Source organism: Nonomuraea sp. NPDC001636 (assembly GCF_040298265.1).
Classification (GTDB): domain Bacteria; phylum Actinomycetota; class Actinomycetes; order Streptosporangiales; family Streptosporangiaceae; genus Nonomuraea.
The window spans coordinates 190326-204551 of sequence record NZ_JBEOZT010000019.1; the positions used below are offsets into that span (position 1 = coordinate 190326).

Annotated in this window: 18 protein-coding genes and 1 pseudogene; 5 read left to right on the forward strand and 14 right to left on the reverse strand. The window is 70.7% G+C overall.

Going from position 1 to position 14226, the window contains the following annotated elements; genetic code table 11:
- Positions 1-494: 494 nt before the first annotated feature.
- Positions 495-887 (reverse strand): GNAT family N-acetyltransferase, encoded by a 393-nt coding sequence (locus ABT158_RS31450; RefSeq protein ID WP_352359639.1) that lies wholly within the window; start codon positions 885-887, stop codon positions 495-497.
- Positions 888-978: 91 nt separating this feature from the next.
- A complete protein-coding gene (locus ABT158_RS31455; RefSeq protein WP_352359559.1) occupies positions 979-2391 on the reverse strand; it encodes an MFS transporter in 1413 nt (470 codons plus the stop codon).
- Between the two features lie 91 nt (positions 2392-2482).
- Between ABT158_RS31455 and ABT158_RS31460 the strand changes: the two genes are divergently transcribed.
- On the forward strand, positions 2483-3061 hold the full coding sequence (locus ABT158_RS31460; protein WP_352359561.1) for a TetR/AcrR family transcriptional regulator: 579 nt from the start codon (positions 2483-2485) through the stop codon (positions 3059-3061).
- 106 nt (positions 3062-3167) lie between these two features.
- On the opposite strand, the gene ABT158_RS31465 is transcribed toward ABT158_RS31460, so the two are convergent.
- The 9 genes from ABT158_RS31465 to ABT158_RS31505 form a co-directional block, all read right to left on the reverse strand.
- Positions 3168-3344, reverse strand: a complete 177-nt coding sequence (locus ABT158_RS31465; protein ID WP_352359563.1) for a hypothetical protein — start codon at positions 3342-3344, stop codon at positions 3168-3170.
- A 201-nt stretch (positions 3345-3545) separates the two neighbouring features.
- Entirely contained in the window at positions 3546-3965 is a 420-nt protein-coding gene (locus tag ABT158_RS31470; protein WP_352359565.1) for an ACT domain-containing protein, read from the reverse strand.
- A gap of 66 nt (positions 3966-4031) precedes the next feature.
- Positions 4032-4649 (reverse strand): sulfocyanin-like copper-binding protein, encoded by a 618-nt coding sequence (locus ABT158_RS31475; RefSeq protein ID WP_352359567.1) that lies wholly within the window; start codon positions 4647-4649, stop codon positions 4032-4034.
- 153 nt (positions 4650-4802) lie between these two features.
- On the reverse strand, positions 4803-5207 hold the full coding sequence (locus tag ABT158_RS31480) for an arsenate reductase ArsC (RefSeq protein ID WP_352359569.1): 405 nt from the start codon (positions 5205-5207) through the stop codon (positions 4803-4805).
- Positions 5200-6276, reverse strand: coding sequence for an ACR3 family arsenite efflux transporter (arsB, locus tag ABT158_RS31485; protein ID WP_352359571.1), 1077 nt, complete (start codon positions 6274-6276; stop codon positions 5200-5202). Before arsB ends, ABT158_RS31480 begins: the two co-directional genes overlap by 8 nt.
- Before the next feature lie 11 nt (positions 6277-6287).
- Positions 6288-6629, reverse strand: coding sequence for an ArsR/SmtB family transcription factor (locus tag ABT158_RS31490; protein WP_352359573.1), 342 nt, complete (start codon positions 6627-6629; stop codon positions 6288-6290).
- Between the two features lie 294 nt (positions 6630-6923).
- A complete protein-coding gene (locus tag ABT158_RS31495) occupies positions 6924-8030 on the reverse strand; it encodes a GNAT family N-acetyltransferase (protein ID WP_352359575.1) in 1107 nt (368 codons plus the stop codon).
- 9 nt (positions 8031-8039) lie between these two features.
- Positions 8040-8375 (reverse strand): ArsR/SmtB family transcription factor, encoded by a 336-nt coding sequence (locus ABT158_RS31500; protein WP_352359577.1) that lies wholly within the window; start codon positions 8373-8375, stop codon positions 8040-8042.
- A 278-nt stretch (positions 8376-8653) separates the two neighbouring features.
- Complete coding sequence (locus ABT158_RS31505) at positions 8654-8866, reverse strand: hypothetical protein (RefSeq protein WP_352359579.1); 213 nt, start codon at positions 8864-8866, stop codon at positions 8654-8656.
- Positions 8867-9339: 473 nt separating this feature from the next.
- Between ABT158_RS31505 and ABT158_RS31510 the strand changes: the two genes are divergently transcribed.
- A complete protein-coding gene (locus ABT158_RS31510) occupies positions 9340-10029 on the forward strand; it encodes a DUF4097 family beta strand repeat-containing protein (RefSeq protein ID WP_352359580.1) in 690 nt (229 codons plus the stop codon).
- A 41-nt stretch (positions 10030-10070) separates the two neighbouring features.
- Here ABT158_RS31510 and ABT158_RS31515 read toward each other — a convergent pair whose 3' ends face one another.
- Positions 10071-11075 (reverse strand): AraC family transcriptional regulator, encoded by a 1005-nt coding sequence (locus ABT158_RS31515; protein WP_352359582.1) that lies wholly within the window; start codon positions 11073-11075, stop codon positions 10071-10073.
- A 71-nt stretch (positions 11076-11146) separates the two neighbouring features.
- On the opposite strand from ABT158_RS31515, the gene ABT158_RS31520 reads away from it, so the two are divergent.
- Both ABT158_RS31520 and ABT158_RS31525 read left to right on the forward strand, forming a co-directional pair.
- Positions 11147-11992: an SDR family oxidoreductase gene (locus ABT158_RS31520; RefSeq protein WP_352359584.1), complete on the forward strand. Its 846-nt coding sequence runs from the start codon at positions 11147-11149 to the stop codon at positions 11990-11992.
- Positions 11989-12357, forward strand: a complete 369-nt coding sequence (locus ABT158_RS31525) for a DUF4440 domain-containing protein (RefSeq protein WP_352359586.1) — start codon at positions 11989-11991, stop codon at positions 12355-12357. Before ABT158_RS31520 ends, ABT158_RS31525 begins: the two co-directional genes overlap by 4 nt.
- 30 nt (positions 12358-12387) lie before the next feature.
- On the opposite strand, the gene ABT158_RS31530 is transcribed toward ABT158_RS31525, so the two are convergent.
- The gene (locus ABT158_RS31530; protein WP_352359588.1) at positions 12388-12606 is read right to left on the reverse strand and encodes a cold-shock protein; all 219 of its coding nucleotides are present in this window, start codon (positions 12604-12606) and stop codon (positions 12388-12390) included.
- A gap of 195 nt (positions 12607-12801) precedes the next feature.
- On the opposite strand from ABT158_RS31530, the gene ABT158_RS31535 reads away from it, so the two are divergent.
- Positions 12802-13629: a class I SAM-dependent methyltransferase gene (locus tag ABT158_RS31535; RefSeq protein ID WP_352359590.1), complete on the forward strand. Its 828-nt coding sequence runs from the start codon at positions 12802-12804 to the stop codon at positions 13627-13629.
- A gap of 8 nt (positions 13630-13637) precedes the next feature.
- Here the strand turns inward: ABT158_RS31535 and ABT158_RS31540 are convergent.
- Positions 13638-14193 (reverse strand): annotated as a pseudogene (locus ABT158_RS31540) (helix-turn-helix domain-containing protein).
- Between the last annotated feature and the right edge of the window lie 33 nt (positions 14194-14226).

Here is a 14226-nt window from a genome sequence, read left to right on the forward strand (position 1 = left end):
GCCCATCGTCGCTCCCGTGGCGGGCCCGCGGCGCCATTACCTCCCCCCCCGCCCAGTGCCCCCCCCCCGCGGGCGGGCCGGCCCGCCCCGCCGCGCCCTCCGGGTTGGTCTGGTCATCGGCACTGTCGCCCTCCTCCACCGGAGGGTCGGGCATCGGCAGGACGGGTGCGGCCGCCGCGATCGTGCAGGGACTTGCGACAAGGGCCGCGACCAGGCCGAATGTCGCCACAACCCTCATGATCTCCCTCTCGACGGGCACGTGAAGCGATTGACGATGGGAGGGGAGTATGCCCAGTATGCGGGCGAGCCCCGGCAAAGAAGGGGATGCCACGCCGTTCGCCAGGTGTTCGACGGTTCCGGGCGAATCCGCGCCCGCTCTGCTCGACGTCGGGGGTCGGGCCTGCGGAGCGAGGCGTCCGAACGGGCCACCCGCCTCACCGGGAAGGGCGGCGAACATGCCGTCGAGGCCGCCGCGACGTGCGATGAAGCATCGGTCACTTCGGTTGCCAGCGACAGATCTTCTTGGAGGTGAGGGTCGCGCCGATGCGGGCGTAGAAGCGTTGCGCGGCGACGTTGGCTTCGGCCACCTCCCAGCGGATCACCTTGCCGTCGGCGGCTTCAGCCGCGGCTTGCATCAGCCGCTCGCCCACGCCGGTGCCGCGTTCGGCGCCGGTCACGTACAGGTCGTCGAGGGCGAGGTAGTCCTGGCCGGACCAGAAGCTGACGCGCTCCAGCCAGGAGACGTAGCCGATGGCCCGGCCGCTGCGCTCGGCGATCAGGTAGGTGACCTCCGGGCGGGCGAGCAGCCGCTTCAGATCCTCGACGCCTACGGTGATGGCCGAGGCCTGGCCCTGGTGTTCGGCCAGAGCGCGAATGAGGTCGTGCAGATGGCGGCGTCTTCGGGCGTGGCGCGACGGATCGTTGTCACGGTGGTCCTTTCCGGTCGGGTTCGGGGCGGGGCGGTGCGATTCAGGTCGCTCACTGAGAGCCGGCTGGCTCCGTAGGTGACGGGCGGCCGGGCGTGACCAGCGCCGCGACGACCGCGCCGGCCGCCGATGCGATCGCGGCCACGGTGAATCCGCTGGTGAAGCCGTTCAACGTGGTCCCGGCCAGGCTCGCGGCTGCGACGCTTGAGATGACGGCGGCTCCGATGGACGCGCCGAACTCGTGGAAGGTGCTCACGATGCCGGAGGCGATCCCGGCCTCGTGGGGCGCCACCTGACCGAGCGCGGTCGCCGAGGCGATGACGAACAACGCGCCGGTGCCCGCCGCCGCGACGGCCACGCCTGCCACGACGCTGACGACGTTCGTCGAGAAGGCCGGTAGGGCCATGCCGATCGCCGCGACCGTCAGACCCGCGACGGCCAGGGCGCGCCCGCCCCACCGGCCGAGCAGGCGTCCGGTCAAGTTGGCGCCGAGCATCGTGGCCACCGCGACCGGCAGGAACAGCAGCCCGGCCTGCAGCGCGCCGTAGCCCAGAGCGTGCTGGAAGTAGAAGGTTCCCAGGAAGAACACGGCGATCATCAGCGCCGTGGCCATCAGGATGAGGAAGGCCCCGACCGCCACGGGACGCCGGGCGAGCAGCCGCACGTCCATCAGGGGCGAACGCGCCCGCCTCTGCCACAGCACGAACAGCACGTAGCCCACGGCGGCCGCGAGCACGAGCCACCCGGTGAGGGCGCTGAGCCACCCCCGCTCGCCGGCGGCGATGAGGGCGTAGATCAACGACGCGCTGGCGGACGTCACCAGGACCGCACCGAGGACGTCGAGCCGGGGCCGGGAAGCGGGCGAAGGCGTACGCGCCGGGAGCAGTACGGCGAGGACCACAGCGATCACCAGGCCGATGGGCACGTTGACGTGGAACACCCACGACCATCCGGGACCGGCGGTGAGCAGGCCGCCGAGGAGCACGCCGAGCGCGGCGCCGCCGCCGCCGAGCGCGGACCAGACCCCCAGGGCCTTGTTCCGCTCCTCTCCGTCGAACAGGGCGACCACCAGCGACAGCGCCGCGGGCGACAGCAGCGCGGCCCCGACGCCCTGGGCCACACGACCGGCGAGCAGCGTGCCCGCCGACCCGGCCAGCCCTGTGACCAGCGACGCGACGGTGAACAGCAACAGGCCGGCGATCACGATCCGCTTGGCGCCCAGCAGGTCCGTGATGCGGCCGCCGAGCAGCATGAGCCCGCCGAAGGTGAGCGTGTACGCGCTGACCGTCCAGGTCAGGGCCTCGCGTCCGAGGCCGAGGTCCGTCTCCATGTGCGGCAGCGCGATGGCGACCACGGTGACGTCGAGGATCAGCATGAGCTGGGCCACGCCGAGGAAGCCGAGGATGCGCCACCGGGCTGGGAGCGGCTCGTGGAGCTCCGGCTGTTGCACTGCAGGTTGGGTCATCGAATCCTCCAGCTGATATCTCGTATGCCCATATACGAGTTCTGCTTGGTCACTATAAGCCGTATACGCACATACGAGATAGACTGGGGGCATGGCTGCACCTCCTGCGCGCTCCAGGCGCCGTGCCGATGCCGAGCGCAGCATCGCCCGCATCGTGTCCGCGGCACGCGAACTGATGCGCTCGGACCCGCATGCGACCACCGACGACATCGCCCGGGCCGCCGGCGTCGGGCGGATGACCCTGTACGGACACTTCCGGACCCGGGCCGACCTCATCGAGGCGGCACTCGTCGAGGCGCTGCGAGACGGTGACGAGCTGCTGGCCTCCGTCGACCTGACCGGCGACGCGCGCGAAGCCATGGGCCGCCTGCTGGCGTCCAGCTGGGAACTGGTGGCCGAATCAGCGGCCCTGCTGGCCGCGGCCGAAGGAGTCCTGCCCGCGGGACGGGTCCGAGAGCTGCACGCCGAACCCGCCCAGCGCATGGCCGACCTCGTCCACCGTGGGCAGGATCAAGGCGTCTTCCGTACCGACCTGCCCGCCGCCTGGCTGGTCAGCCTCACCCACTACATCCTGCACGGCGCGGCGAACGAGGTGCGCCAAGGACGCCTGGCCCGGGACGACGCCGCCGACACGGTCACGAAGTCCATCCAATCGGTCCTGGCCGCCTGAGGCGCGAGCCCGGCTCCGGGGTGAGGCGGCGGACTCGCCGCGGTTGCCGGTCGGCCAGTCGCTCGCCCGCGTCCGGGCGCCGGGCGTCGGGCCTCGTGGACGAGGTTCAGAGCAGTTGTGCCTGCACGAATCCGGCGAGCAGCACAGCGAAGCCGCCGATCTCGCCCACGATGAGCGCCGTCATGAACGCCGTCGTGCCGCGGACGGGACGGCGGAACTGATTGCCGGCGTCCCGGCGCCGACCGTGAAAGACGTAGCTCACGATCGCCGCGACGAAGAACACCACGACTCCCGCCGCGACGGGATCATCTGCAGGTATCTCCATACGCCGAGCACCAGGGCCGCCATGAAGATCAGTCCTGCCGGCAGCAGCACGACGATGGTGCCGTCCCCCGCACCCCCATGAGTCTCCGCGCGAACCGGCCGTTGCCGATGCTCGTCTCTCTCATTGCTTCCCGCGGTACCACGCGCCACTGTCCGCCTATCACCGCCCAGCTCCAGTGCCGTCGCCGGAACGTTCACCGGCTGCGCCGTCCTGGCTCATCACCTGGTGCCCCGCTTCCTCAAGGACGGTGACGGCCTGCTGTTTCCTCAGCTCGGGAACCAGAACCAGGTCGGCGTGGAAAGTCGAGGCCACGAATACCGGGATCGCCGCCTCAGCCAGCGGCTTGACGATCGCGGACAGCATTCCGGGAACGTCCAAGCCATGTGCTGTGGCACCTCCGTAGAAGCCGATCCACTGCTCCGCCGCGTCCGCACCTCTGGCCTCACGCACCACGGTCAGCCCTTCCGGAGCCCGGACGAGCACCAGCCAATCGTCCTCGGGCAACCCTCCATGCGGGAGATGCTCGACGGCGAATGTGGGTGACATGATGCTGAGGCGCTGGGCGGTGGATGCGTTCATGAGCATGTGTCTACCAGGCACCCAGCTGGTCTCACGCTCAGACCCCAATCTGGTCAGGCCCGTGACCTAACCAGTGACGTCGAGTTCGGCGTACATACCGGCCGAGTAGTGGCCCGGGAAGTTGCACAGCAGCTCGTATCGGCCCGGTCGCAGGGTCAACGTGGTCCAGCTCGTGGATCCAGGAGCTATGCCGTTCCCGGCGCCCGCCCCACACGTACGAGACGCCTCGCCGAGGCTACCCGCCTCGCTGACGCGCCCGTCCGAGCCGGTCACCCGCTGTCCCGGCGCGTGTCCCGCCGGGAGCGGCAGCACGACGACCTCGTGGGCGAGGACCCCCTTGTTGTACGCACGCAGCGAGACCTTGCCGGCTGGAACGCTCGAAGGCGTGGCCGTCAGTCTCATCCGCGTGCCATGCGGGCCTGAGCCGTACGGGCCTTGAGTGCCGGGCATCATGGCCCCCGGACCAGGAGTCCCGTACGATCCGGGACCATGGGGGCCAGGGCTCACCATGCCTGACCCCATCTCCGCGAGGGACACATCCACCACATGCCCTTGCAGTGGTGGCGCGGTGCACGGGGGCTGCTGACGTGGCGTGATCGCCGCACCCGCCGCCGCTCCTCCCCAGCCGAGGCCCGCGCACATGACGGCGCTCATCACTGTGTAACTGATCTTGTGCAGCCACATGCTCGGCACCTCCGTCGCTCCGCCTCCGCTTGAGGCCGGCCGTCCTGAGGCTCAGGGTGAGGACACCTCACCCAGCTCCTCCTGCCCCAACGGAGCCATGGCATTCGAACCCGGCTGGAGAAGCGGCCGTCGACGTCGTTCAGTGCGGGCGAGTCAGCCGGGCAGCAACTCGCCGAGCAACCTCTCCACGTGGAAGCGGATGTCGTCGCGGATGGCCCGGACGGCGTCGATGCCCTGTCCGGCGGGGTCGTCGAGCTTCCAGTCCTCGTACCGCTTGCCCGGGAAGAGGGGGCAGGCGTCGCCGCAGCCCATGGTGATGACCACGTCAGAGGCTTGCACGGCGTCGACGGACAGGACCTTGGGGTGGGCGGCGGCGATGTCGATGCCGACCTCGGCCATGGCCTGCACGGCGACCGGGTTGACCTGGTCGGCCGGGGCGGAACCGGCCGAGCGGACCTCGACGCGGTCGCCTGCCAGGTGGCTGAGCCAGCCGGCGGCCATCTGGGAGCGCCCGGCATTGTGCACGCACACGAACAGGACGCTGGGCTGGTCAGGCATGTACGGGCTCCTCGGTGAACAGGCGGCGGCCGGCCAGGCTGACGTAGACCAGGGCCACCAGGACGGGAACCTCGATGAGCGGGCCCACCACTCCGGCCAGCGCCTGGCCGGACGTGACGCCGAAGACGCCGACCGCCACGGCGATGGCCAGCTCGAAGTTGTTGCCGGCGGCGGTGAAGGCCAGGGTGGTGGAACGCTCGTAGCCCAGGCCGATCAGCTTGCCGGCCAGGAACGACCCGCCCCACATGAGCGCGAAGTAGGCCAGCAGCGGCAGCGCGATGCGGGCGACGTCGCCGGGCTGGGCGGTGATCGTGCCGCCTTGCAGGGCGAACAGGATGACGATGGTGAACAGCAGTCCGTACAGGGCCAGCGGGCCGACGCGTGGCAGGAAACGGCTTTCGTACCAGTCCCGGCCGCGGGCGCGTTCGCCGAGCTTGCGGGACAGATAGCCGGCGGCCAGCGGGATGCCGAGGAAGATGAGCACGTACCGGGCGATGTCCCAGGCCGAGACCTCCAGTGCGGCCTGCGCGAGGCCCAGCCAACCGGGCAGCACCTGCAGGTAGAACCAGCCCAGCGCGCCGAACGCGACCACCTGGAAGACCGAGTTGAGCGCGACCAGGACGGCGGCGGCCTCGCGGTCGCCGCAGGCCAGGTCGTTCCAGATGAGGACCATGGCGATGCACCGCGCGAGCCCGACGATGATCAGGCCGGTGCGGTACTCGGGCAGGTCGGGCAGGAAGATCCAGGCCAGCGCGAACATGACGGCCGGGCCGAGCACCCAGTTCAGCAGCAGCGAGGAGAACAGCAGGCGACGGTCACCGGTGACCGAGCCCAGGCGGTCGTAGCGGACCTTGGCCAGCACCGGATACATCATCAGCAGCAGCCCGAGCGCGATCGGCAGCGAGATCTCGCCGACCTTCACCGCTTCCAGCGCGGTGTTCAGCCCCGGCACGAGCCGTCCGAGCAGCAGCCCGGCGGCCATGGCCGCGACGATCCACACCGGCAGGAACCGGTCGAGCGTGGACAGGCCGGCGATGACGCCCTGCGCAGGTGCGGCGGAAGAAGACATTGCGCCGCTTCTCAGACGGGCGCGGGCACGTCGAGCAGGGCCGACAGCTCACCCAGCGTCTCGGGCACCAGTCGGTAGTACACCCAGGAGGCACGCCGCTCGGAGGTCACCAGCCCGACGTCCTTGAGCACCTTCAGGTGGTGGCTGATGGTCGGCTGGGACAGCTCGAAGGCGCCGGTGATGTCGCACACGCACACCTCGCCGCCGGCGCGGCTGGCCACGATCGACAGGATGCGCAGCCGCACGGGGTCGCCCAGCGCCTTGAACACGCGCGCCACTCCGGCCGCCCGCTCGGCGTCCAGCGGCTCGCGCATCAGCGGCGGGCTGCACTCCAAGAGGTCCAGAGGTTCCATATCTTCTCCGTATAGACAGCCATCGAAATCGACGTCTCTCTATATTGGCACACATCAAAGCTGCGAGGCGGAGCTTGAGCGAGATCCCGTAACGGCGAAGGCCCCCGCCGACTCGGCGAGGACCTTCAGCCGCGTGTGCGTACCGGTGTGCGTGTCGCCTCTCGGCGAAGGGCACAACACGGCTCCAGCCGAACGGTAGTCCGCGAAGGCGATAGGTGAGGCCCGGGGACACTGGGCACACCGGTCACGACGGACATAACCATCAGACGGCCACCCATGTTCCCGAGCGGCGACTCAGGCCCCGGTCAAGGTGCTCCGGCGCTCGATCATCAGCACGTCCCGCCAGAGGCCGCGGTGACAACCGATGCGCTCGCGGGTGCCGACCACGCGGAAACCGAGGCCCTGGTGCAGAGCCAAGCTGGCGGCATTCTCGGGGAATACACCCGACTGGATCGTCCAGACGCCGGCGTCCTCGCTGGCGGCGATGAACGCCGCCAGCAGCGTCCGGCCGATGCCGTGAGCCTGACAGCCAGGGTGGACGTAGATGCTGTGCTCGACCACTCCGGCGTAGACCGGGCGGGACGAGACCGCCGAGGCGGCCACCCAGCCGAGCACCTCGCCGGAGTCGCTGTCGGTCGCCACGTACCGCAGGTGCGGCAACCGGCTCGCGGTGAACCCCTCCCAGTCGGGGGCGGTGGTCTCGAAACTGGCCTGACCGGTGTCCAGCCCGGCCTGGTAGATGGCCAGCACCTCCGCGGCGTCGCCCTCCCGCATCGGCCGGATCTCCAGGCCGGGCCCGATGGCGGGCTTGACGGCCTGGACGACGGCCGAGTGCACCCCGTCGCCGTGATCGGCGGTCAGCGTGATCGTGACGGCGACGAAGCCGGCCGCGACGAGCAGATCCCGGTACTCCTGCACGGTGAGCGATCCGGCGGCGCAGCCGACGCGCTGCTCGGTCCGCCGGCGCGCCCGCTCGTCGGGCACCCGCACGGTGACGACGTCGCGGACCCAGAACCGGCCCCCCGGTCGCAGCACCCGGAACGCCTCGGCCGGCACCGCCGCCTTGTCGCCGGACAGGCTGATCACGCAGTTGGAGACGACCACGTCGACCGTGTGGCCGGGCAGCGGGATCGCTTCGATCGTGCCGTGCAGGAACTGCACGTTGTGGACGCCGGCCTGTTCGGCGTTGCGCTGGGCCAGTGCCACCAGGGCAGGACTGGCGTCCATGCCGAAGACGGCGCCGTGCGGGCCGACCTCGCGGGCTGACAGCGACACGTCGATGCCGCCACCGGATCCAAGGTCGAGCACCGTCTCGCCGGCACGCAGTCGGGTGATGCGCTGCCCGCTGAGCGCGTTGCGGGCCAGGGCGGAGTGGTGGTCGACGATCTCGTCGTGCGCCATGAGATCTCCTCAGTCGCAGGCCGGTGCGGCCGGCACCGGGTTGCCCATCACCACGTCGGCGGCGGTGGGGAAACAGCTCACGCAGGCTTCGTTGATTCGGTACAGGCTGGACGTTCCTTGCTTGTCGACCAGTACGAACCGCACGTCGGCCAGGATCTTCAGGTGGTGCGAGACGGTGGACTGGCCTACCCCGGAAGCGGTCACGATCTCGCCCACGCTCATCGGCGCTCGCCTCCGCGCAAGCAGCGACACGATCTGAATCCGGGTGGCGTCGGCCAGGGCCTTGAACCAGCTCGCATACTCCTCGGCCTCGGCGCGCGGCAGAGGCCCCTCTGTCTCGTTCATCGAACATCGACGATAGTCGATTGAGTGCGAGCATGGAAGCCACTCATGGCGCACGCCGCGAACACCGGCTCGCTGGACGCGACCCGGTCGCCGGGGGTCCGGAGGGCGAAGCTGACGATGGAGATCTCGGCGATGAGGCGACGCCATCGGGGCCGAGGTCGATCAGGCCGTTTTCAGTGACGCCTCGGGCGGGAAGTTCGAGCGGCGCGGGCGGACGTGCGGTGCTCGGCTCTCGCGTCGCCGGGCCGACGGCACCCTGACCGATGGCCAGGACCAGCTCAGGCACGCATGTCGTCGAACACGACGGTCGGCGCGTGGTGGGGGAGTTTGTGCCGCTCTGCGAGTCTGTGGCGCAGATCTTGGTCGAAGGTGTTCGTCTCGACGACGACCCGGTCGGCCTCCTCGTCGATCCACCCCGCGAGGGCGGCGGGCTCGTCCTGCAGCTCATCCCCGCGGAACACGCGGTTCAGCGCCGCTTGACTGTTCGCCACCCGTCGCACCTCCGGCACGATGTCGTACCTGACCTGTTTCCCCTCGGACCAGTACGTCCCCGAGAGCACCGCGGCGGCCAGCGCGCGTCCTCGCGCCGTGACGTAGGGGGCGACGAGCCGGTAACGTGCGCCATGGCGATGTACGGCGGAGCGAGGTCGTCCGGATGCGCCTCGGCCCGCTGCTCTGCCAGTGATTCCGCCCGGTCGAAGGGCTCGATGCCCTCGTAGGACCATGTCCGATAGTGAGAAGACGGCGTTGCGCGAGCGCGTCGGAGGCATGCTGCCGTGGAAGTTGTGGCAGCCCGGTTCGCCGGGCCGGGGGCACGGTCGGTTCCGGCGGTGTCTTCGCTGGTCACCCGGTCTTCCCGATCATCTCCGAGTTCGCCGCCGACGCGGGCGGGGGGTGCTCCCTCCATGTCATTGGGGGGTACGCCTCACTGTGCCGGGCTCCCCGATCCAGCACGATCGATGACATGAGGGCGACGCGGATGGCGGGCGGCCTGGTACTGGCCGCGCTGGCACTCACCGGGTGCGGGCTGCAGGGCATCACGAAGGCGGCCAACCAGGAGCAGATCACCTACAAGGTGACGGAGAAGGTGGCCGGGATCTCCCTCGCCGGCGGGGCGGGCGAGGTCACGATCAGCCAGACGTCCGGCGCCGCGGTCCGGGTCGTGGAGACCCGGCGCTGGTCGGCCGAGCGGCCGGTCGCCGAGCACAGGGTGGAGGGCGACACGCTCACCATGAGCTACGACTGCTCGGCGGCCGTGGACAACTGCTCGGTCGACTACGTGATCGAAGTGCCGGAGGGGCTGCCGGTGGAGGTCGGGACCGGCTCGGGAAACATCGACCTGCGCGGGCTCGGCGGTCCGCTGGCGGTGAAGACCGGCTCCGGCGACGTCTCGGCGACCGGGCTCACCGGCAAGGAGTTCACGGGGCGGACAGGCTCGGGGGACGTCACGCTGACGTTCGCGAACGCGCCGGACGAGGTCCGTATGACGTCCGGCTCGGGGGATGCGAAGCTGACGCTTCCGGCGGAGCCGTACGACGTCGAGACCACCACGAGATCCGGGACGACGAACGTCACGGTGACCGCCGACCCCGGCGCTCCCCGGAAGATCGTGGCCAGGTCCGGGTCGGGCGACATCGACGTCCTGCGCGGCTGACCGGGCGGCGGCCATCCGGGGTCGGCCGCGTCCGTCCGCCGTCACCGCGTCGGCGGACGCTGCTTCCGGGTCGGGGGCCCGGCCGGGTTCCGCGTCACGTCCGCTGTCCCGGGTGCGGTGTCCTGCGTCGAGCGGCGGCGGTAGTCGCCGGGGGTGGTTCCGTACTGCTGGCGGAAGGCCAGGTGGAAGCCGACCGTCGAGTGGTAGCCGACGCGTTCGCCGATCCGGCTGTGGGGGAGCGTGGTCTCGCTCAGCAGGCGTGCGGCCTCCTGCATGCGGCGGGCGGTCAGGTGCCGGATCGGCGCCTCGCCGACCAGCTCGCGGAAGGTCGCCGCGAACGCCGAGCGCGACATCCCGGCCTGGGCCGCCAGCGACTCGACCGTCCAGGGCTCGGCGAATCTCGTCTGTACGGCGTGCAGCGCCGTCCCGATCGCCGGGTGACGCAACGCCCGCAGGACCGGCGAGCCCTCGGCCATTCCGCCCACCGCGGCCCGCAACGCCAGCACGAAGACCAGCTCGAAGGCGCGCAGGGCGACCAGCGTCGCGCCGGGTCCGGCCAGGTCCCATTCGCCGGCCAGCCGTCCGAGGGTGCCGCCGAGCAGCCCGTGACCTTCCAGCGTGGCCCGGTCGAGCACCAGGACGGGCGGCAGCGCCCGGTAGATCGGCGATCTGGCGGCCCGGTCGTAGTGGAGCCCGCCGCAGAGCAGGACGGTCCGCTCGCCGGGCCCGCCCAGCTCCACGGTGCTCACGCCGCCCTGCGGCCGCTCGGGCAGCACAGCCGCGAGTGGCACGGCGGGACGCCCCGGCCGGTCGCCCAGCCGGTGGGCGCTGCCGTGCGGGAAGACGGCCAGGTCCCCGGCGCGCAGCAGGACGGGCTCGGCGCCGGGCAACTCGACGGCACACGTGCCCTCGTGCACGTAGTGCAGCAGCGCGCAGTCCTCGGCCTCGCCCGCGACGCCCCAGGGCGACCCGGCCTGCCAGCGGCTGTGGAAGACGCCCTCCAGCCGCAGCGGGGCCAGCAGGGCGCTCAGCAGGTCACCATCCACCGGACGATCCTTAAATAAGCCGATATTTCGCTTTATAGAGCGTATCGCCGACTCGGTGGAGGCTGTCCGGCATGACCTTTCTTGTGATCGGCGCGGCAGGCGCCCAGGGTGGCGCGGTCGCGCGGCGGCTCGTCGCCGAGGGGCACACGGTGCGCGGCCTGACCAGGAGCGGCCGAGTGTCGCACGGAGTGGAGCCGGTCGCCGGCGACCTCGGCGACGCCGAGGCGGTGAAGGCCGCCTTCGCCGGGGTGACGCACGCCTCGGTGACGCTGCCCATGGTCTACGAGCCGGACACGGTGGCCGCCCACGTCCGTCATGTGCGCGACGCCGCGCTGGCGGCCGGGGCGCGGCGGCTGGTGTTCAACACCGCCAACCGGCTGCCCGAGGCCGCCACGCAGGTGGCGGCCTTCGAGACGCGCCGGTGGGCGGTGCGGGCGCTGCGGTCGGCCGGGCTGCCCGTCGTGGTGCTGTGCCCGCCGGTCTACCTGGACAACCTGGCCGCGCCGTGGGTGGCGGGGCCGCTGGCGGCCGAGGGCGTGCTGCGCTACCCGCTGCCCGCCGACCTGCCGGTGCCCTGGCTTTCGCACGACGACCTGGCCGCCGCCACGCACGCCGCGCTCGTACGTGCCGATCTGGAGGGAGCCGTGCTGCGGCTCGGCGGCCCCGACGTGGTGACCGGCGACGAGCTGGCGGCCGCCTTCGGCGCCCGTTACGCCGCGCAGGATCCGGCCGAGTTCGAGTCGGGCCTGACGACGGCGCTGGGCGCGCCGACGGCCGCCGCGGTGGCGGCCACCTACCGCTGGGCCGCCGCCGACCGCGACCTGTTCGCACCCGACCCCGCGGTGGCCGATCTGCTGGGCCTGCGGCTGACGCCGCTGCGCACCTGGATCGCCGCCCAGCCCTGGGCGAACCGGTGAACGGCGTCGAGGCGGAGGTCGAGGCGGAGATCGTCCGCCACCACGAGGTCATCGAACGCTGGCTGACCGGCGCCGCCGCGCGGGAGGAGTTCGCCTGCTTCGCCGACGCGCACGCCCCCGGCTTCACGCTCATCACCTCCGACGGCCGGACGCTCACCCGCGACCAGGTCCTCGCCGAGGTCGAGGCACTCCACGGCAGGGCCCCAGAGCTGACCATCGAGATCCGCGACGTACGGATCATCGCCTCCGGCGGCGCGCTCGTGGCGGCCACCTACCAGGAGGTCCAGCCGGATCGGACCCGGCAGTCCACCGTGGTCCTCCAGGCCGCCACGTGGTTGCACCTGCACGAGACCTGGCTCCTGTGACGTCCCGGGAGGAGCAGCCGGCCGTCTCCTCTACAGCTTGCGGACGTTCTCGGCCACGTAATCGAAGCTGTCCTGTGAGCGTGCGACGAGGTCGAATTCGACCTCGTCACCTGCCTCCAGAACGCGATACCCGCTCGTCGCGATATCACTGAAGTGCACGAACGCATCACGATCTGCCGGAAGGTCGGGGGAGGAGATCGCTCCCCAACCCTTCTCGGGCAGGAAGAACTTCACCGTGCCTCTAGTCATGATCGTATTCTCGCCGCCCGCCTCTGGAACGACCACCGGTTAGAAGCGGCCCAAGGAGGTCGGGCCTTGCTCGGCCGTCAGCCGAGCACCCCACCACGCTCGGCGCCGCCACCAGCCTGCTGACCATCCACGCCATCGACGCGCCGACCGAATATGGTTCGTCCCGGCCGTTGGACGACAGCTAGGGTGACCGCCATGCAGGACGAGGTCTACCACTACAACAAGGAACGCTGGGAAGCCCTCGCGGGGGCGGAGGCGTTGTTCACCCGTCCTATGCTCGACCTGGACGCGGAGAAGGCTCAGGCCTATCTGGGCCTGGAGAGGCTGGGCATCCCCGGCGACCTGGCGGGCCGGAGGGTGCTCTGCCTGGCGGGAGGGGGCGGGCAGCAGTCTGCGGCCTTCGCTCTGCTTGGAGCCGACGTGACGGTTCTCGACATCTCGTCCGGGCAGCTGGAGCGGGACCACTTGGCCGCTGAGCACTACAGCGTCGGCATCCGCACGATCCAGGGAGACATGCGGGACCTGTCGGCCCTTGACGACTCCTCGTTCGATCTGGTCTGGCATCCGTACTCGCTGACCTTCGTCCCGGACTCCCGGATCGTTTTCCGCGAGGTCGCGAGAGTCGTCGACGAAGGCGGCCACTACTACCTGATGTGCGCCAACCCGTTCTTCTCCGGGCTCACTCACCACTCGTGGAACGGGGAGGGCTACACGCTGAAGCACCCCTACACGGACGAGGCCGCGACCCGCTATCCCGACCAGGACTGGGTCTACGACCGCAAGCCGGCCGGCCCTCACATTCGCGAACCCCTGGAGTACAGGCAGACACTGAGCCGGATAGTCAACAGCCTGATCCGGGAAGGCTTCATGCTGAGGCTCCTTTCTGAGGTCCGAGGTGACTACCCGGGTGCGGAACCTGGCAGCTGGGCGCACTTCACGGGGGTGGCCCCGCCATGGCTGGAATTCGTCTGGCAGTACGGCCCGGCCTCCTCGGAAGGCGAGGGTGTCTGGAGGCAGGGGTGACCGCCTCTTCATCCTGAGTAGCGGCCCTCCTCGACGAGTTGCGGCACGAGGATTGCTTGCACGGGTGCGGTCGCCCGACGCGGACAACAGCGATGGCCCGGATACGGACGTGGGCGCGGTTGACGTCGCTCTGGCCAAGTGGCAGCCAGCGCCGATGACGATGCCGCGTGAACGGCGTCCGGATCGTGCCGCCCGCTCCCTGGTAGCCCTTGTCCGCGAGAGTCTGTTTGCCGCCGTGGTGCGGCCGCTCGTCGGCCAGGCGGTCGATCGGGACGAGGTGCCGTCCACGATGGCGTGGGCCAGCCGCGCAGCGCGTCTCGCAGCGGCGTGCACGTCGTCGGCCGGCGCGGCCGGCAGGTCCACGCTTTCGCGGACGTAGCGCCAGGCTGTGGTGGTGCCGATGGCGAATCCGGCGGCCAAACGGGCGTAGGTGTCGCCGTTGCGCAGATGGGCCAGAACCAGCAGCGCCTGCTGGGCCGGGTCCAACCGACGCCACCGGCAGCGGCGTTCGGCTCGCTGGTTGCGGATGAGTTCAGCCAAGCGGATGAGGGTGTGCCAAGGCACGCATCGTGAAGACCGTCCAGCGCCCGCTTCCGC